We start from the raw sequence: 19,123 nt of genomic DNA, 5'->3' as shown, positions 1-19,123 counted from the left end.
CTCGCAAGATGAAAGTCCAAAACTCAATGATATCAATATGATTAGCGTTTTTCTCAAATTACTTACAACGTGTTTGTATATGGAAAGTTGCGTGTTTGCGTGCGAGGATTTTCCGAAGGAAAATCAGACGTAACAAACGTGCAACGACCTTTGATTAAGCACAATATAGCAATTTTTTATATACGGTGTTAGCTACAGTTTTTATTTTTCGTATTTGATTTTCCTTGTCAAGACTTGATATTTTTTTCGCTTACCATTTTCGATTTTGTAAATGGTTTTCTTTTTCCAATTCAGTTTCTTGTCGTACTTATATTCGTATTCGTAATTTTTAGATTTAATTAAATTTCCATTTTCGTCATATTCTGAATTATCTAAATCTTTAATTGAAAAGTCAATTTTATGTTTGCTTTCAGAAAGTATTTTTCCGTTTTCGTCAAGAACCTTTGTGAATGCCATATTATTCGAATAGTCATATTCCGCAACTTCAATTCCATAAGAGTTAGAATTTCCCGTATTTAACTTTAATTCGATTGGATGTCCTTTTTCATTGTTCTTTAGGAATGTCTCTCTAATAATTTGTTTATTTTGATTTCGGTCAGTTATTTTAATCATAAAACCATTTTCATCATATTCGTAAGTTGCTATTTCAGAGCTATATCCAATAACAGGATGCCAACGTTCTATTTTTCTTTGTAAACTTCTAATTCCAGTAGAGTCGAAAGTCCGAGAAAGACGTGTTTCTAATTTTCCGTTTTCGCCATATCTCAATTCCGATGTTATTTTGTTTTGCTGATTTACAACTATAATATCCTTTTTGGTTTCAGTTCCGCTTTTGTTGTAGAAAATCGTTGTTTTAGTAAGCTCCTTTACTTTAGAATCTGTTCTTAAATCGATAGCATCGTCGTGACGTAAAGCAGAAAAAATACTTTGAGAAAAAGATTCAAAATAGACTAAAGTAAGAAGTATTATGAAAGTAGTTCGTATGTTCATTCAAATTGTAGCTAACGTTTTTGTGTATGATTAGTTGCGTGGTTTAGCGAATAAGTTAGCAAATAAAAACCGAATAGAAAATACGTGAGTATTTTCGTAAGTAAGCTAAAACCTAGCAATTAATTATACACGGTGTTGGCAGTAGTACTTTATTATTCAATCCGATTTTCATCATTCATTTTAGTCGGATTTTGTCGTGTGTCAAAGACATCATTAATTATAATTTCATTATCTACAATTCTGTAAATAAGTTTATAATGTCCACTTATTAGGTATCGGTGATTTTTATTTAGAATTGTCAAATTAGGTTCTACTTGACCAGAATTCGGATTTTTTATTAATTGTTTCGAGGATTTAAGTATTTGCTTTCTGATTTTATGAGCAAGTTTTTTATTTACTTCAATAGAATAATAATCAAAAATATCTTTTAAATTTCTTATAGCGAAATCAGTCCAAACTATTTTCATTGTTACCAATTTGCTGATATTCTCTCTAAATCTTCTTGGCTTTTTACATTCCCATTTTTGAAATCCAATTCAGATTTTTCAATTCGATTAACTAATTCCTCGACAGTAAATGGTTTTAATTCAGGGTTATGTTCAATTTCTCTTTTTAGGATATAATTTTCCAATTTGTCAAATAATATCTCGTCCTTAATTTGGGCTAGATAAGTTATTAAATTGAGTTTTCGAGTTTGTAAGTCCATAATTTGCGTATTTAATCAAAAATACAATTTTTTTACTAAATGTTTATTTGAAAAACGATTTTCCTGTATTACTGCCAACAACCGAATATAGGTTATTGATTATATATCGGTTATGTCGCTAAGATAATAAATCTTTTATTTCCATAAATGATTTATTAGCAACGTGAGTATAGATTTCGGTAGTTTTGGTAGAATTATGACCTAATAAAAGCTGAATATGTCTAAGGTCAGTACCGTTTTCCAACAAATGAGTAGCAAAACTATGTCTTAACATATGGGGAGAAACTTTCTTTACTATACCTGCTTTTTTTGCAGCGTTAGATACAATACTTAATACACTAGTTGCACTATATTTTCCGCCTCTAATACCTTCAAATAAATATTCTTTTGGTCTGTAGGCTTTATAATACTCCTTTAAATCTTTTAAGATTACTGGACTCAGTACAGTAATACGATCTTTATTTCCCTTGGCGTTGTTCACTTTAATAACCATGCGTTTACTATCAATATCTGTTATGGCAAGGTTTAATAATTCACTCCTTCTTAATCCAGCAGAGTAGAGCAGACCTACGATACATCGGTGCTTGAGATTGTTTGTGTGGTTTATAATTTGTACAATTTCTTCCTTTGATAATACCTCTGGAAGTTGCTTTTCTTTACGTGGCCGCTCAATGGAATAGAATCGATTTGGCATTTCATGTACAACCTCATAAAAAAACTTAATGCTGTTAATTGTAAGATTAATATAAGAATTGGATTTACCATCCTGAATAAGCTTTTGTAAATATTTTCTAATATCTACTTCGTTTAGTGTAATTGGATCCTCGTTATAGTAATAGTTTATAAAAGACTCAAAACTACACACATAGTTCTTAACCGTGTTATTAGAGTATCGTTTAAGTTCTAGTTTTAGTAAATACGCTTCAGGACAAGGTTTAAATCCGGCTTTAGGAGCCCGTTTTCTATAGCGTTCAAGATTTAATTCTGGGTTATTTTCATTGATGATTTTATCTTTAAAAAAATAGTTACCGTTTATCCATGCAACACCATAAAAAGCTTTAAAAATCAAATCTAAGTTACGTTTATTATTAGGTAAATAGTATAACTGAACCTCTTTATTCCAAGCGAGATTTGGTAATGTTTTAATAAGTGATTCTATGATTTTATTAGAGTTAAATTGAAGACCAATACACTTCTTACCATCTATTAATAGATGTTTCAACGTAATACTTTTTTGTAGTTTCATGAGGAGTTATTTTTTTTATCAAATTACTCAATATTAAAACCTTAAATGTGTGTTATGCGAATAATATTCGTATATTCTACGGGTAATTTAATTAATACGATGAGATTAATAAAGGGATGCTTGTTTTGCAAAAAAGAATTAATAGGTAGAAGTGATAAAAAATATTGCGACCCTTCATGTAAGAGTGCTTATCAATATAAGAAATCCAAAGAACAGCCTAAGCGATTTTATAATAAAGTGGACAACCAACTAAAACTCAATCGTAAAATATTAAAGAAGTATAATAAAGGCGGAAAAGTAACTGTGAGGGCAAATCTTTTAACCCAAGAAGGCTTTAATTCAAATTTTTTCACCCATTATTGGAAAAATAAAAAAGGGGATGTTTACCTATTTGTTTACGAATATGGGTTTCTTAAAATTAAAGAAAAAAATTTAGATAAATATGTCCTTATCACGTGGCAAGCATATATGAATTCATGAGAATTCATAAAACAAAAAAACAAACAACCTTTAAGAACTTATAAAAATTGTTTGTTATAATTTATCGAAGCATAGAAATCACATACTATTCAGTACTTTCCTCCATAGTATGATACACGTTTTGTACATCATCATCCTCTTCAAGCTTTTCTAATAACTTCTCTACATCTTCTGCTTGTTCGGCTGTGATCTTTTTTGTCACTTGCGGAATGCGTTCAAATCCAGATGAAATAATCTCGATATCATTTTCCTCTAAATACGATTGAATGCTACCAAAACTTTCAAAAGGCGCATAAATCATAATGTATTTTTGTTCACTTCCGTCTTCATCTTCGTCAGTATCTTCAAAAATTTCTTCAACACCAAAATCAATCAACTCTAATTCTAATTCTTCAAGATCAAAATCCTTGTCTTCAATTTTAAAATTACACGTATGGTCAAACATAAAAACAACCGAACCTGATGTTCCTAAACTTCCGTCTGTTTTATTAAAGTAAGAACGCACATTGGCAACCGTTCGTGTATTATTGTCTGTCGCCGTTTCTATAAGTACTGCAATGCCATGTTGTGCGTAACCTTCAAAAAGTACTTCTTTATAATCGCCCTGACTTTTGTCTGAAGCACGCTTAATAGCACGTTCCACATTATCTTTAGGCATATTTACAGACTTGGCATTTTGAATCACTGCCCGTAAACGCGAATTACTATCAGGATCCGGACCACCTTCTTTTACAGCAATTACAATATCTTTACCAATACGTGTAAAGGCTTTGCTCATTGCAGACCAACGTTTCATTTTCCTTGCTTTTCTAAATTCGAAAGCTCTTCCCATAGTAAAAAAAGTTATAAATTATTAAATAATTAAAGACCCTAAAATTAGGTGAAAGCAAATTTAATAAAATATTGAAAGTGTAAAAGTAAGATTGAAGCAAATTATAATATAATCGCAATAATAGAGTAGTGTTGGCACAAAGTTTTAAGCCATTTTAGTTTTTTGAATTGAAATTAGTCTATAACAATGCTATTAACACCTAAAACGGTAAATTTTAATTAAGGATATACAAGATACTTTGTACTTTTTACTTCACACTTCACACTTCACACTTCACACTTTACACTTCACACCAAATACTCCATCATTCTTCCACCTCCACAATAGCTTCAATAGCATCTGCTAATTTAAAATCTTTTTCAGTGACTCCATCCACATCATGTGTAGATAGCGAAATTTTTAAAACATTATAAGTATTGCTCCAGTTCGGATGATGCTGCTGCGCTTCACATTCAAAAGCAATTCTGCTCATGGCACTAAAGCAATCTTTAAAATTATCGAATTCAAATTCTGCATGAATCGCATTATCGTAGTAATCCCAATCAGGAAAATGTAACAAATTCTTTTCTATAGTGGCATCGTCTAATTTCATGTATATCATTTTAAGAGGTTGAGCTTAAAATTAATAAATTTAAGCTTGAAGTAGGTCGAAAAGCCAATTAACTCTTTAACAACTTATTTAGAAAGTGCATTCAGAACCATTTCACTGGTAACCTGAAGGTGTTTTGGTAATTTATTAAACTTCGGAAGGACGGCCAAATACCGATCTTCATTAGAGGTAAACACCTGTTTAATAACCACTTTTTTCTCTGTTATTTGTGATAAAACATCTTTTACAAATTCATCATGATGTACTAAATCTGTACTTCCCAAATGAAAAACACCATATTTATTTCTATTGATTATATAATGAATTTGCTGTGTTAATTTTTTATCTAAGGTTACATTCATTATTAAATTCGGAAATACTTCAACAGCATTAGTTTCTAAAATGGCCTCCTTCATTTCTAAAATCCGAGGTGAATTTAAACCAAAAACCATTGGAACCCTGAGAATGGCTACTTGCTGTTTTGCTAATCGCAAAAGTGAATTTTCAATTTTTATTTTAAAATGACCATAAATACTATGGCTTAACGTTTTATCTAACTCGTAACTTGGAAACTTACTATACGAGTCAAAAACATTGGCAGAAGATAGAAATATAATTTTACAATTAGTCGCTATAACATATTCTTCAATATGCTGATGCGCAATAAATTGTGCGTTAAAATCACCACGAAGTGCAGAAATAATTATCGATGGTTTACAAGCTTCTAAAATCTCATAAACATCATCTTCTTCTACGTTATACTGAAAAAATTGATGATTGTTATCGTAGTCTTTATTTGGCGTTCTATAGGTTCCGAAGGTTCTAAAATAAGGCCCTAACTCTTTATAAATAGCATTGCCAATATAACCACTTGCTCCAAGTATAAGTATACGATGTTTTTGTGATTCGTCTTTCTCAACCTGCTTCATTAATCAAACTACATTATAAATTATTAGTATCCGAAAAAAAATGGTCTAATGTCATACATACCTTCTGAAAATAGAAAACGTTAAGAATTTTTAAACAACACCTTACTTTTTATAAAAAAAAAGCTGTTTATCAGTTTGTTGGAGTTAAATATTTAGTTCATTATTCTAAAAGCGAAGCGGTCTAATATCTAAGATTACCCTTTATAAAAAGGAGGTTTAACAACGGTTGCAGGAATCGCTTTTTTACGCACCTGAATAAATATTTTACTATCGACTTTAGAGAATACTTTTGGTACATAACCCATACCAATGCCGTAGCCTAAACTCGGACTCATTGTACCAGATGTCACCTTACCAATAGTTTTTCCATTACCATCAACAATGTCGTAACCTTGACGTGGAATACCACGTTCATCAAGCTTAAAAGCAACTAACTTATTTTCTGGTGTGCGTTCTTTTTCGGCTTGTAAAGCTTCGCTATTGGTAAACGCTTTATTGAATTTACAAACCCAACCTAATCCAGCTTCAATTGGCGAAGTGGTGTCGTCTATATCATTGCCATATAAACAATATCCCATTTCTAAACGCAACGTGTCTCTTGCTGCTAAACCAATTGGTTTAATACCAAATTCAGCTCCAGCTTCAAACACCTTATCCCAAATTTGTTTCACTTCAGAATTCTTACAATAAATCTCAAATCCACCACTTCCAGTATAACCAGTTGCCGAAATTATAGCATGTTCTATACCTGCAAAATCACCAACTACAAAGTTGTAAAACTTAATAGCAGATAAATCATGACTAGTTAAAGACTGCATCGCTTCAATGGCTTTAGGACCTTGAATGGCTAATAAAGAATAGTCTTCACTTAAATCGCGCATCTCTGCACCAACATCGTTTTTAGAGGCAATCCAGTTCCAATCCTTTTCAATATTACTTGCGTTAACTACTAACAAGTAAGTCTCGTCTTTGATTTTGTAAATAATTAAATCGTCTACAACACCACCATCATCATTTGGTAAACAGCTGTACTGTGCTTTTCCAACGACTAATTTAGAGGCATCGTTACTAGACACTTTTTGAATTAAATCCAACGCATTAGGACCTTCAATTAAAAATTCTCCCATATGCGAAACATCAAAGACACCAACAGCTTTTCTAACCGTTTCGTGTTCAATATTTACACCTTCATATTGCACAGGCATATTATAGCCTGCAAAAGGTACCATTTTTGCACCAAGTGCTTCGTGTGTAGAGGATAAAGCTGTATCTTTCATAGTGTTCCCGTAATTGCGATAAAATTTATATTAAACGTTATGTCAATGTACAAAATTACATATTTTTTTGTGTCTAACAGTTGAAATAACTTTTCAATTTTAAGCTTGAAAAATGTTTAATTTAAATAATTAATGATATCGTAAAGACGTCTTGCAGTTTACAGTCTTTTAAGTCGTCAATATTGAAGAAGTTAGAGATAGAAATTATTAAAAATCAATAAGCCATTCGTCTATACCCTTATCATCCGAACCATGTAAAACGGAAATATCTCCAGTAGATTCAAAAACCACCGCTTTAACTTCAGATAATTGAATAACGTTTGCCTCTCGCAACTTTGCCTTTAAATCCGACTCTGTAACCTTACATTTTTCTAGACGACCTTCAATAATTTTACCGTTTTGCATCAGTAAAGTTGGCTTGTTATCTATGATACGTCTCATAAATTGCCATTTTCTAGCTTCAGCAACCAGCATTTGTATAGCATAAATTATAACTAAGCCTGTGATGCCATGTTGAAGCGAAACAGATTTTGAAATTATAACTGTTGCCAAAATAGAACCGATAGCCACTGTCATTGCAAAATCGAAACTAGACATTTTTGAAAAACTTCGTTTACCACTTATTCGCGTTAAGAGAATCAAAGCAAGATAAATTCCAATAGCTGTCAATACTATTGCAAAAAGACCGTCAGCTGAAAATTTAAACCATTCATTCATAATACACAGGATTTTGTTCCCTTAAATATGAATGTATTACGCTTAAGAAATTAACCCATACAAGATTTTAATTAACCAGTTTGAAAATATAAACCTCTTAAAATCTGCTTTAGTTTTCAAATGCATCAATCCTTTATGTAAAAGCAACAATCAATTTGAAATGTTTATCTGAAATTAGCAGATATCATTTAAAACTTTTTATATCATGAAATCTAAATATAACGACATACTTAAAGCTTGTCAACAATGCATCATCGATTGCCGAATTTGCCTGACCGAAATGGCAGGTAAAGCCAGTAAAAATGATTGCCCAAAATGCTGTATTCAATGTATAGACGCTTGCGATGTGCTGATTAAGATGATAACTTCAGATAGTCCATATGTAAAGCAATATGCTTTATTATGTGCGGAAATCTGCAAATATTGTGCAGACCACTGTGGTGAACATAATCACGACCATTGTAAAAAATGTGCTGAATCGTGTAAGACATGCGCCGAACGTTGTGAACAAATAGCAGCATAATATTTGGTAACAGAAATGAGCAATCACAAAACATAAAACATGGCCATACTAGGAAATATAATTAAAGGAGTAATAGAGTTAAAGGATACGTTTTCTTCCGAAACAAATCATGCTGAAGCGCAAGAGCAAGTTTTAAAAACTTTACTTGAAAAGGCTAAAGACACTCAATTTGGAAAACATTATCAGTTTGAAGCACTTTTAAAATCTTCAACAATTCAAAAATCGTTTGCAGATAGCATTCCTTATTTCGATTATAATAAAATCAATGAAGACTGGTGGCACAAACTTCATGAGGATGAAACAGATGTAACATGGCCTGGAAATCCGTCATACTTTGCCATAAGTTCTGGTACCACAGGAAAAACTAGTAAACGGATTCCGGTAACCAACGCTATGATTGATGCCATAAGAGAAGCAGGAATTAAACAGGTGTTCTCATTAAAGAATTTTGATCTGCCAGCAGATTTTTTTGAAAAAGAAATTATGATGTTAGGCAGTTCTACTAATTTAGATGAAAAAGAAGATCATTTGGAAGGTGAAATTAGTGGTATTTCGGCTAGTAATATTCCTAATTGGTTTCGTAGTTATTACAAACCAGGTATTGAAATTTCACAAATTGAAGATTGGGATGAGCGTGTACAACGTATTGCCGAATGTGCAAAAGATTGGGATATTGGTGCCTTGAGTGGTATTCCATCTTGGATAGAATTAATGCTTCAAAAAGTAATAGAACACCATAATCTTAATAACATACACGACATTTGGCCAAATCTACAAGTATATACGTCTGGTGGTGTGGCATTTGGACCTTATGAAAAAAGTTTTAAAGCGTTGTTAGGTAAACCTGTAACGGTTATTGATACGTATTTGGCATCCGAAGGTTACATAGCTACACAAATAAGACCAGAAACCGATGCCATGCAACTCAATTCTGATAATGGTATTTATTTTGAATTTGTACCTTTTAAACCCGAATACATTAATGAAGATGGATCTTTAAAAAATGAAGCTCCTGCCTTAACCATAGACCAAATAGAATTAGACCAAGATTATGTGTTAATTATTAGTACTGTAAGTGGTGCTTGGCGCTATTTAATAGGTGATACCATTGAGTTTACAGATATTAAACGTGCCGAAATTAAGATTACAGGTCGTACTAAATTTTTTCTAAATACAGTTGGATCTCAATTATCGGTTAATAAAATGGATGCTGCCATACGAGACTTAGAAGAGCAGTTTAATACTACATTTTCTGAATATACCATTTGTGCCAAACGTGGTGACGACGATGAGTTTTATCATTATTGGTATTTAGGTTCAGAACTTACAGGTGTCGACGAACAAAACATAGCAGACGCTTTAGATGCGAGTTTGAAAAACGCGAATAAAAATTATAAAGTCGCTAGAAGTAAAGCTTTACATGGCGTAAAGGTCAACGTAATTTCGCCAAAACGTTTTTACGATTGGAACGAACGCAACAAGAAAAAAGGTGGTCAAGTAAAAATGGAACGTGTTATGAGTGAAGACAAATTTGCCGATTGGGAAGCTTTTATTAATGGATCGTAAATCATTATTTAATTATTCTTATATAGCATTGTCCCCTCGAGGGGACTTTAGGGGTGTTTCTATAAACCAATTGAAATAGTATCGTTCGCCTGAAAGATTAGTGAGCAAAACAAAATACCTTTTTGATTTAAAACTACTAAATGAAGCGAATTAGAGGTGTAAATTTATATCCATAAATACTATTTTTTATCACGTTCAATTGTATTATTATCTCACATCTCACATCTCATATCTCACAACTCTAATCAGCATCCCGTTCTTCCACCAAATGCATTATTTCTTCTGGTGATAAATAATACTTTATAATTCTATCTTTATAGCTTTGCGTAATATCTGCATGATTCAAAATAAAATCTTTAGTTTTTAAAATATAACGTTCCATACCATGTGCCACTGCAAACGAATCTGCAGCACGTTCGGCTTCAACTATATGGTTGTCAGATAAGAGGTATTTTATACCAAACCATATTAAATTCAGTTTATTACGATTTTGATAGTCCATAATATGACCAAGTTCATGACCAATCCAACCAATAAAAATAGCATCAGGAATATGTCGTGTTAAAAACTCCTTGTCTGCAATTTTAAATTTTTCGCTAATAAGAATCACGTAGGTTCGATTTTTTCGGCTTTTAAAAAAACTACCAAACCTTGGTCTTGCTTGCATAGTCGATTTTTTAATGTTTTTCTTAAACCGAAATTCAAGATTTGTATTATCTAATTGTGGATAGTATTGCAATGCTGTTTCTACGTTCTCTCTTATGTCTTCTGGTATAATGTGCTGTGCACTCATGTTTTCAATTAGTAGTGTTAGTAATATGATTATGAATCTTTTCATACTATCGAAATTTAAGCGTTACATCTAGAACCGTTTAAGGGAATACCTAAAAATATTGACCCATTTAAATATTCATGTTAAAATTTTAAATTACTACAAACAGTAGCAACTAGCAGCTATTATATGTAGTATTTTTGTCATTCGAAAATTAAAACAAGGAGGAACTAAGTTGTCTTTTGAACGTACCCAAGAAAAATTAAAAATATTAGCAGATGCCGCAAAGTATGATGTATCGTGTTCGTCTAGCGGAAGCAAGCGTGCCAATAGCAACAAAGGCTTAGGAGATGCTACTGGCATGGGAATTTGTCATTCCTACACCGAAGATGGTCGCTGTGTGTCGCTACTAAAAATATTACTCACTAACCATTGCATTTTCGATTGTGCGTATTGCGTTACTCGAAAAAGCAATGATGTAAAACGTGCCGCTTTTAAAGTGCAGGAAGTGGTGGATTTAACCATTAATTTTTACCGTAGAAATTATATTGAAGGACTTTTTCTGAGTTCTGGTATTTTTAAAAGTGCCGATTATACCATGGAACGCTTAGTGGCTGTCGCTAAAAAATTACGACAAGAAGAAAACTTCAATGGTTATATTCATTTAAAATCTATTCCAGGAGCATCAGATGAATTAATGCGTGAAGCCGGACTCTACGCAGATCGATTAAGTGTTAATATTGAAATTCCGACTGAAGCCGGACTCAAAAAATTAGCACCAGATAAAAAACGTGAAGATTTTATTAAACCTATGGTGAAGGTGAAAAATGAAATCATTCAATATAAAGCCGAAAAGAAAATTATAAAAAGCACTCCTAAATTTGCACCAGCCGGCCAAAGTACGCAAATGATTATAGGAGCAAGTGGAGAGAGTGATTTTCAGATTATGCAAACCTCAAATCATTTTTACAACAATTATAATTTAAAGCGCGTCTATTATTCAGGTTATGTGCCTATAAGTTATGACAATCGTTTACCACAAATAGGAAGCGCTGTGCCCATGCTTCGAGAAAACAGATTGTATCAAACCGATTGGTTAATGCGTTTTTATGGCTTTGATGTCAGTGAAATTTTAAACGAACAACATCAGAATTTAGATTTAGATGTGGATCCCAAATTAAGTTGGGCATTACGGAATCTCCATGAATTTCCTGTAGATGTGAATACCGCAGACCAACGTATGTTGGCTAGAATTCCTGGTTTAGGAATGAAATCAGTTTATAAAATTATAAACGCTAGACGTTTTAGGAAATTGAATTGGGAGCACCTTAAAAAAATAGGCGTCGCGTTAAATAGAGCACAATACTTTATGGTGTGCGATAGCAATCAGTTTGAAAAACGAGATTTATCACCAGAAAAGATTAAAGGTTTAATCCTTCAGAATTCAACAAGTAAATATCAGAAAATATTGAGTAATCAATTAAGTTTATTTGGATAAATGCAAGCCAAAAACCTCATATATGACGGATCTTTTGATGGTTTTTTATCTGCTGTTTTCTATGCGTTTGAACACAAATTGAAAATGGTAACGATTCAAAATGAATTTACAGTTCAACACCGTTTATTTCTAGAAAATGAGACCATTCATACAGATGAACTTAAAGCTAATCGTGTTTGGAGCGGCATCAAATCAAAATTATCTTCTAATGGGCGTTACCAGTTGTATTATGCTTTTTTAAGTGAAGCCATAGGAGTAGAGGACTTACTTTTAGATTATATACAATATGTGTTTACGCAACAAAAGAAGGTAGATAAAGATTATTCACATCCATCTATTTTAAAAATTGCACAAATTGCAAAATCTGTAGGACGCGAAAAACATCGGATGGAAGCTTTTGTGCGATTTAGACTCACTAAAGATGCTATTTATTTCGCAAGTATTGAACCCGATTTTAATGTTTTGCCTTTAATAGAAAAACATTTTAAAAGACGTTATGCCGATCAGAAATGGGTGATTTATGATATAAAGCGTGATTATGGACTATTCTATGATTTAAATAAGGTAGAACTTATAAATATGGATTTTCCTGAGAATTTTGACTTTACAAAAACCGATGATGCCTTTTTTGCAGAACAAGAATTCGAATTTCAAAAACTATGGCAAGATTATTTTAAAGCTACTAATATTGAATCTCGTAAAAACATGACACTTCATATAAGACATGTGCCCAAACGCTATTGGAAATATTTAAGCGAAAAACAACCTAATTAGATTTTAGTTGGCTAACATAAGCTTTTGCCCAATCTTCAATTCGTGGTCCAAAACATTCTAAAATAGCATCCACACCAATTACGCTACCTTTAGCCAAACGGCCTAGAACAGCAATAGATACATCATTTTTATCATCTGGAGTTATGACATAACCATCAGCAGTTGTCTCAATACCAAGCTTTGAATGAATGGGTTGTATTAAATCATTTTGAAGTAGATTTTTAATAAGCGGTGACGTAACTTCAAGCAGTTGTGGAGCATCTAAAACACTATTTATCATAGTAGAACACGTTATAGATTCTTTGTCAGCATTTGTGAAGTTCCAACCCTCAGCTGTCAATTCTATTTCTGGATCGTCAACAAAGTCTAGCGATAAAACATCAGCATCAACTAGAGCTAAAAGCTGTTGCATACTTTTAATTGGAGGACCGTAAGAATACCGCTTACTGCGTTCGTCTAACGCAATCACTTGCTCAATTATGTCATCATTCACTTTAGCATGCGAAAACGCTTCGTATAAGGTTGGCTGGCAATGACGCCAAACTTGTCCTATGCAAAAATCTAATGATACCGGAATAGCTCCTAAAGCCATATCAATATAATTCTGAATGAGATTATATGTTGAAATACTAGAATCTTGAATCAACGGATGACTAAAATTTTCAGCATTCAACCAGTTTAAAATAAGTGTCTTTAATTCTGCTTTGCTTAACGAATGTGAAAGCCCTTTATCTTTTAAATCTAAAAAAATGCGCGCTGTGATATTCGTAATAGGATCCGTTAAAAAATCAATGGAATCCGTTGCTATTGATTGTTGAGAAACGGCTTCAATCTCAGATTTAAAACAATCTAATTCTTCTGCAGTAGGTTTGTACCATAAATCTATACTTTCATTTAAAGGTTTTGGAACCAATGGTAAGCCATCCAAAGAAAAAGGGACTAGTTTTACCTGTTGTTCTTTTACTTTATAATAAATAGTTTCAAAAGTATCTTGCTTTATTACTTTAAAATTCCCAAAATTATTGATGGTAAGATAACGCATTACATCAATCATAGCCAATCCAAAACCTCTAATTCCTATGTTAATAGTTGATTGATTTTTTATAGATTTAAACTGAGTCATTGGGTAAGCATCTTCAAAAAGCGATAATGATTTAAAGGAGTCAGCAAATGATTGCCATTCTTTCATTTGGTCAGAAAGTGCTGTGGGTTGATGTCCTATAGTTAAAAGTAAATCATCACATTGCCAAGAGTGGTTCGCGGTATCAATGTGAAGTTTCTGATTTTTTAAATTAATATTTTGAACTTCAGCATTCCTAAATTTGAAAGACTCTAATGTCGTTAAAGCAATTTCTAATGATTTGTAGCGCTCGTTAAGATAGTTCCCTAATTTATTTCTTGCAGGAAAAGCATCAGGTTCCTTTTTGTTTTGAGAAAACTGACACCAATCATGATAAGACGGAAAGGCTTCAATGGTAATATCACCATAGGTGATTTTAGGTCGCTTTTTAATACCAATTAAGGCACGTTCTGTAATATTAATCCAATTAGAATCGGGTTGCGTTTGGTCCCAAACATTTCCGGTTCCTGGGCTGCTATTAGCATCATAAACATGGATATCAATAGGTGTATCTGTCTTACTCAGTTCAATGAGAAGGTTCTCTAATGCGTATAGACCTCGTGGTCCCATTCCTATGATTGCAAGTTGTTTCATACGGTTTAAAATTAACCAAAAAAACCACCTCGTAAAAGGTGGCTTTAAAGATATAATTTAGAACTTTTTTTTAAAATTGGTATCTAATTCCTAAAGCGATATCAAAATCTAAATCATCATTAAAATCGCCAAAACCAAGTTCTGGTCTAAAATCTAAAGATAACAATAGCGGAATATCGAAGTTGTATTCAATACCAACATCACCTGCTACAAAAACAAAAGTATCGTTAAAATCATCTCCATTGTTATTATCATAGCTGTAGGTTCCTAATCCACCACCAGCACCTGCATACCAGTTAAAACCTCCATCTATATTCCATACCCATTGGTACAATCCGGCGAGTTTAAAACCATCGTAATTATTTCCACTTCTCCAACCTAAATCTACTTCTAATCTATTGTTGTCACCAAGTGCACGTTGATATGTCACTTCTGTACCAAAGCCATCACTATCACCTAATCTCAATCCAAGCGCATTTTCTGCAATCTCTTGTGCGCTAGAAAAGCTTACAAATCCGATAGCAAAAACACTTAATAAAAATAATTTCTTCATAATAATATTGATTTTTTAATTGTTAGTTTTAACAACTTATAAGTTGCCATTAATCATTGAGCAAATTTAAATCATAATAAAAAGATTTGTCATAATTTTATGACAAAATTATAATCCATATCAATCCATTGTTAACGCTAATGCCTAATATCAACACTGAGGATCTTAAAACACTTAACTCTAAATTAGCAGGTGAGCTGTTTTTTAGTGATTTAATGCGCAAACTCTATGCTACAGATGCTTCAGTATATAGAAAATTACCCTTAGCCGTTGCGTTACCAAAAAGTAATAAGGATATTAAATTACTAATTGATTTTGCAAAAAACAATCAAACGTCTTTAATTCCAAGAACAGCAGGAACCTCATTAGCTGGTCAGTGCGTAGGAGAAGGTATTGTCGTTGATGTTTCAAAATATTTCACTCAAATTTTAAACATTAACGAATCTGAAAAAACGGTAACCGTTCAGCCAGGTGTTGTTAGAGACGAATTAAATAATTACCTAAAACCTTTTGGCTTGTTTTTTGGACCAAACACATCGACGTCTAACCGTTGCATGATTGGTGGTATGGTTGGTAATAATTCATCTGGAACCACATCAATTCAATATGGAGTTACACGCGATAAGGTTTTAAAACTAAAAACCATTTTAAGCGATGGAAGTGAGGCTGAGTTTTCGAGTGTAACACGCGATGAATTTCAAGATAAATTAAAATTAGATACACTTGAAGGTACTATTTATAACACTATTTACAATGAATTAAAGTCAGAACGTGTTCAAAACCAGATAAAAGAAGCGTTCCCGAAACCAGATATACATCGTAGAAACACAGGTTATGCTATTGATGAATTAATTAAATCTGATGTTCTTTCAACTTCAACTTCACATTTTAACATGTGTCAATTGTTAGCCGGAAGCGAAGGAACCTTAGCCTTTACAACCGAAATCACCTTACAGTTAGATGATTTACCACCTACAGACAGTGCAATGATAGCTCTGCATTTTGATAGTATTGAAACCTGTTTAAAATCTGTATCACACGTTATGCAACACAATTTGCATACCTGTGAAATGATGGATAATTCCATATTAAACCTTACAAAGCACAACAAAACACAACAAGAAAATAGAGCTTTTATTGAAGGTAATCCAATGGCTATTTTAATGTGTGAACTTAAAGCGGATAGTTCTCAAGAACTTGAAACCTTAATTGATCGTTTTTTAAAAACAGTAGAGACCTTAAACCTGAGCTATGCAAATCCGGTTTTAAAAGGAGATACCATAAATAACGCTGTTGAATTACGAAAAGCAGGCTTAGGGCTTTTAGGAAATCTAATTGGTGACAAAAAAGCCGTTGCTTGTATTGAAGACACTGCAGTTGCCTTAGAAGATTTAGATCATTACATTTCAGAATTTACAGCCTTAATGGCATCCTATAACCAAAGTGCGGTATATTATGCACATGCTGGAGCAGGTGAGTTGCACCTAAGGCCAATATTAGACTTAAAACAAACTGAAGATGTTGCGCTATTCCGTAAAATTACGACAGATGTAGCCAAATTAGTAAAGAAGTACAAAGGTTCAATGTCTGGTGAACATGGTGATGGTATTGTGCGATCAGAGTTTATACCGTTGATGATTGGTGATGCTAATTATGAAATTTTAAAACGAATTAAATCGGCTTTTGATCCTCATACCATTTTCAATCCTGGAAAAATAGTAGATGCTTATCCCATGGATAAAAACCTTCGTTATGAAGTTGATCGAAAAGAACCAGAAATAGAAACATTATTAGATTTTTCGCGTTCTGATGGTATTTTACGTGAAGCCGAAAAATGTAATGGTTCTGGTGATTGTAGAAAATTACCCGAATTTGGAGGTGTCATGTGTCCGAGTTATAGAGCAACTAAAAACGAAAAAGATACCACACGAGGACGTGCTAATACGCTTCGAGAATTTTTAACCAATTCTGAAAAAGAAAACAAGTTTGATCATAAAGAACTTAAAGAGGTTTTCGATTTATGTCTGAGTTGTAAAGCGTGCGCAAGTGAATGTCCAAGTAGTGTAGATGTCGCTAGTTTAAAAGCTGAATTTCAGTACCAATATCAGAAAGAAAACGGCGTGTCTTTTAGAACAAAATTGTTTGCTTACAACAATAGGATTAATGGGTTTGCGAGTCGTGTTCCGGCATTAACTAATTTTATGTTTTCTAATAGGTTTACGGGGTCTATTATAAAATCTGTTGGTGGAATTGCGAAAGAAAGGAGTTTGCCTTTGTTGTCAACTAAAAGTTTAAGTAAAATATCACAAACAGTTAACAGCAATACAGTTGATGGTGGATATGTAAAAGAAGTGATTTTGTTTATTGATGAATTTACAAATCATCTTGATGCTGAAATTGGAGCGGATGCCATCACACTTTTAAATCATTTAAATTACAAAGTAACTTGTGTTTCTCATGCTGAATCTGGTCGTGCAATGCTCTCAAAAGGATTGCTTGAAGATGCCAAAAAAATGGCGAATACTAATGTTGCAAAATTTAAAAATCTAATTTCAGAAAACACCGTTCTTATTGGCATTGAACCATCGGCTATTTTAACATTTAAAGATGAATATATAAGACTAGCTGACGATAAAGAAGGTGCTCAATCAATCGCTAAACACAGCTTTTTAATAGAAGAATTTATTCAACAAGAAATTGCACTGGGACATATAAAACCAGAACAATTCACAAAAGAGAACAAAACCATTAAGTTTCATGGACACTGTCATCAAAAGGCATTATCGAATCAGAAATCGAGTTTTGATGTTTTAAACTTACCAGAAAATTACAAGGTTACTATTATTCCGAGTGGTTGCTGCGGCATGGCAGGCAGTTTTGGTTACGAAAAAGAACATTATGAGGTCAGTATGCAAATAGGCGAACAAACCTTATTTCCTTCTATTAGAAAAGCTTCTCAAAACACTGTAATTTCAGCTAACGGCACCAGCTGCAGACATCAGATTAAAGACGGAACTGGTCGTGTGGCCAGACATCCTATTTCGATACTAAAGGACGCTTTGTTATAGGTTAGTCTTTAGACTTCTTTTTCTTTTTGTCAGATTTAGGACGATCAACAATAGTAATTGCAGCGATTAAATCTTGCAATTCCATATCTTTTAATTCTTCATCAGCGTAAAAAGCAGACATTTTATCCTCGTTGTAATTGTATATTTTCCAACGTTTAAACTGATATTCCAATGCCGTGAAGTTTTCTACCCAATCACCAGAATTTAAATAGGTTGTTTTACCGTGTTTGTTTTCTTTTTTGAGCATTTTAGGTTGATGAATATGACCACAAACTACATAATCATAACCATTTTCTATTGCTAAATCGGTAGCTACATTTTCAAAATCATTGATATATTTTACAGCACCTTTTACGCTATTTTTTATTTTTTTGGATAACGAATAGCGCTCTTTTCCCATTTTGTCTAAAATCCAGTTCGTTAATTGATTAATGAGAATAAGGAAATCGTAACCCCAACCCCCAAGTTTAGCTAACCATTTTGCATTTTGAATGGAAATATCAAAAACATCACCATGGAAAAACCATGCTCTTTTACCATCTAAATCTAAAACTAGTTTATTGACAATGGACACATTTCCAATTTCGGTATCTGTAAACTTTCGCAGCATTTCATCATGGTTTCCGGTGATGTAAATAACTTCAGTACCATTGGCTGCAAAGTCCATTATTTTCTTAATCACACTAAGATGCGATTTAGGAAAATACCGTTTTTTAAATTGCCAAATATCCACAATATCGCCATTCAAAATCAATTTTTTAGGCTCAATACTATTCAGATACGTTAATAAATGCCTAGCATGGCAACCATAAGTACCAAGATGTACATCTGAAATGACCGCAATTTCTATTTTTCGTTTTATTTTCACTACGAAAGGAATCTATTATTA

General features: G+C 32.8%; 18 protein-coding genes. 5 read left to right on the top strand and 13 right to left on the bottom strand.

What is annotated here, in order from left to right:
• Positions 1–201 precede the first annotated feature (201 nt).
• From K1X16_RS12440 to xerA, 4 genes are all read right to left on the bottom strand, one after another.
• The gene (locus K1X16_RS12440) at positions 202–990 is read right to left on the bottom strand and encodes a hypothetical protein (protein WP_225036551.1); all 789 of its coding nucleotides are present in this window, start codon (positions 988–990) and stop codon (positions 202–204) included.
• 152 nt (positions 991–1,142) lie between these two features.
• Positions 1,143–1,457: a type II toxin-antitoxin system RelE/ParE family toxin gene (locus tag K1X16_RS12435; RefSeq protein WP_225036549.1), complete on the bottom strand. Its 315-nt coding sequence runs from the start codon at positions 1,455–1,457 to the stop codon at positions 1,143–1,145.
• Between the two features lie 2 nt (positions 1,458–1,459).
• The gene (locus K1X16_RS12430; protein ID WP_147865303.1) at positions 1,460–1,696 is read right to left on the bottom strand and encodes a hypothetical protein; all 237 of its coding nucleotides are present in this window, start codon (positions 1,694–1,696) and stop codon (positions 1,460–1,462) included.
• A 118-nt stretch (positions 1,697–1,814) separates the two neighbouring features.
• The gene (xerA, locus tag K1X16_RS12425) at positions 1,815–2,942 is read right to left on the bottom strand and encodes a site-specific tyrosine recombinase/integron integrase (protein WP_225036547.1); all 1,128 of its coding nucleotides are present in this window, start codon (positions 2,940–2,942) and stop codon (positions 1,815–1,817) included.
• A 54-nt stretch (positions 2,943–2,996) separates the two neighbouring features.
• Here xerA and K1X16_RS12420 point away from each other — a divergent pair, with 54 nt between their 5' ends.
• A complete protein-coding gene (locus K1X16_RS12420; RefSeq protein ID WP_410530011.1) occupies positions 2,997–3,422 on the top strand; it encodes a hypothetical protein in 426 nt (141 codons plus the stop codon).
• 85 nt (positions 3,423–3,507) lie between these two features.
• Here K1X16_RS12420 and K1X16_RS12415 read toward each other — a convergent pair whose 3' ends face one another.
• The 5 genes from K1X16_RS12415 to K1X16_RS12395 form a co-directional block, all read right to left on the bottom strand.
• Complete coding sequence (locus K1X16_RS12415; protein WP_195871945.1) at positions 3,508–4,254, bottom strand: YebC/PmpR family DNA-binding transcriptional regulator; 747 nt, start codon at positions 4,252–4,254, stop codon at positions 3,508–3,510.
• 304 nt (positions 4,255–4,558) lie between these two features.
• Positions 4,559–4,846 (bottom strand): 4a-hydroxytetrahydrobiopterin dehydratase, encoded by a 288-nt coding sequence (locus tag K1X16_RS12410; protein ID WP_195871944.1) that lies wholly within the window; start codon positions 4,844–4,846, stop codon positions 4,559–4,561.
• 83 nt (positions 4,847–4,929) lie between these two features.
• A complete protein-coding gene (locus tag K1X16_RS12405; protein WP_225036544.1) occupies positions 4,930–5,772 on the bottom strand; it encodes a sugar nucleotide-binding protein in 843 nt (280 codons plus the stop codon).
• A 194-nt stretch (positions 5,773–5,966) separates the two neighbouring features.
• Positions 5,967–7,049, bottom strand: a complete 1,083-nt coding sequence (gene gcvT / locus K1X16_RS12400; protein ID WP_225036538.1) for a glycine cleavage system aminomethyltransferase GcvT — start codon at positions 7,047–7,049, stop codon at positions 5,967–5,969.
• Positions 7,050–7,256: 207 nt separating this feature from the next.
• Complete coding sequence (locus tag K1X16_RS12395) at positions 7,257–7,766, bottom strand: DUF421 domain-containing protein (RefSeq protein ID WP_225036537.1); 510 nt, start codon at positions 7,764–7,766, stop codon at positions 7,257–7,259.
• 562 nt (positions 7,767–8,328) lie between these two features.
• Between K1X16_RS12395 and K1X16_RS12390 the strand changes: the two genes are divergently transcribed.
• Positions 8,329–9,855 (top strand): GH3 auxin-responsive promoter family protein, encoded by a 1,527-nt coding sequence (locus K1X16_RS12390; RefSeq protein WP_225036536.1) that lies wholly within the window; start codon positions 8,329–8,331, stop codon positions 9,853–9,855.
• A gap of 241 nt (positions 9,856–10,096) precedes the next feature.
• On the opposite strand, the gene K1X16_RS12385 is transcribed toward K1X16_RS12390, so the two are convergent.
• The gene (locus K1X16_RS12385) at positions 10,097–10,693 is read right to left on the bottom strand and encodes a hypothetical protein (RefSeq protein ID WP_225036535.1); all 597 of its coding nucleotides are present in this window, start codon (positions 10,691–10,693) and stop codon (positions 10,097–10,099) included.
• A 169-nt stretch (positions 10,694–10,862) separates the two neighbouring features.
• On the opposite strand from K1X16_RS12385, the gene K1X16_RS12380 reads away from it, so the two are divergent.
• Both K1X16_RS12380 and K1X16_RS12375 read left to right on the top strand, forming a co-directional pair.
• Positions 10,863–12,125: a putative DNA modification/repair radical SAM protein gene (locus K1X16_RS12380; RefSeq protein WP_225036534.1), complete on the top strand. Its 1,263-nt coding sequence runs from the start codon at positions 10,863–10,865 to the stop codon at positions 12,123–12,125.
• The gene (locus K1X16_RS12375; RefSeq protein ID WP_225036533.1) at positions 12,126–12,899 is read left to right on the top strand and encodes a TIGR03915 family putative DNA repair protein; all 774 of its coding nucleotides are present in this window, start codon (positions 12,126–12,128) and stop codon (positions 12,897–12,899) included.
• On the opposite strand, the gene K1X16_RS12370 is transcribed toward K1X16_RS12375, so the two are convergent.
• Together K1X16_RS12370 and K1X16_RS12365 are read right to left on the bottom strand one after the other, a co-directional pair.
• On the bottom strand, positions 12,892–14,613 hold the full coding sequence (locus tag K1X16_RS12370; RefSeq protein ID WP_225036531.1) for an FAD/NAD(P)-binding protein: 1,722 nt from the start codon (positions 14,611–14,613) through the stop codon (positions 12,892–12,894). The genes K1X16_RS12375 and K1X16_RS12370 overlap by 8 nt on opposite strands.
• Positions 14,614–14,683: 70 nt before the next feature.
• Positions 14,684–15,166: a hypothetical protein gene (locus K1X16_RS12365; protein ID WP_225036530.1), complete on the bottom strand. Its 483-nt coding sequence runs from the start codon at positions 15,164–15,166 to the stop codon at positions 14,684–14,686.
• 140 nt (positions 15,167–15,306) lie between these two features.
• On the opposite strand from K1X16_RS12365, the gene K1X16_RS12360 reads away from it, so the two are divergent.
• A complete protein-coding gene (locus tag K1X16_RS12360; RefSeq protein WP_225036528.1) occupies positions 15,307–18,234 on the top strand; it encodes an FAD-binding and (Fe-S)-binding domain-containing protein in 2,928 nt (975 codons plus the stop codon).
• A gap of 1 nt (position 18,235) precedes the next feature.
• Here the strand turns inward: K1X16_RS12360 and K1X16_RS12355 are convergent, their stop codons facing one another.
• The gene (locus tag K1X16_RS12355; RefSeq protein ID WP_225036526.1) at positions 18,236–19,102 is read right to left on the bottom strand and encodes a UDP-2,3-diacylglucosamine diphosphatase; all 867 of its coding nucleotides are present in this window, start codon (positions 19,100–19,102) and stop codon (positions 18,236–18,238) included.
• Between the last annotated feature and the right edge of the window lie 21 nt (positions 19,103–19,123).

Source organism: Winogradskyella sp. SM1960 (genome assembly GCF_020179375.1).
In the GTDB taxonomy this organism is placed as follows: Bacteria; Bacteroidota; Bacteroidia; order Flavobacteriales; family Flavobacteriaceae; genus Winogradskyella; species Winogradskyella marina.
Note: the sequence above shows the minus strand (reverse complement) of the source record. Positions and strands in the feature narration are given on the sequence as shown.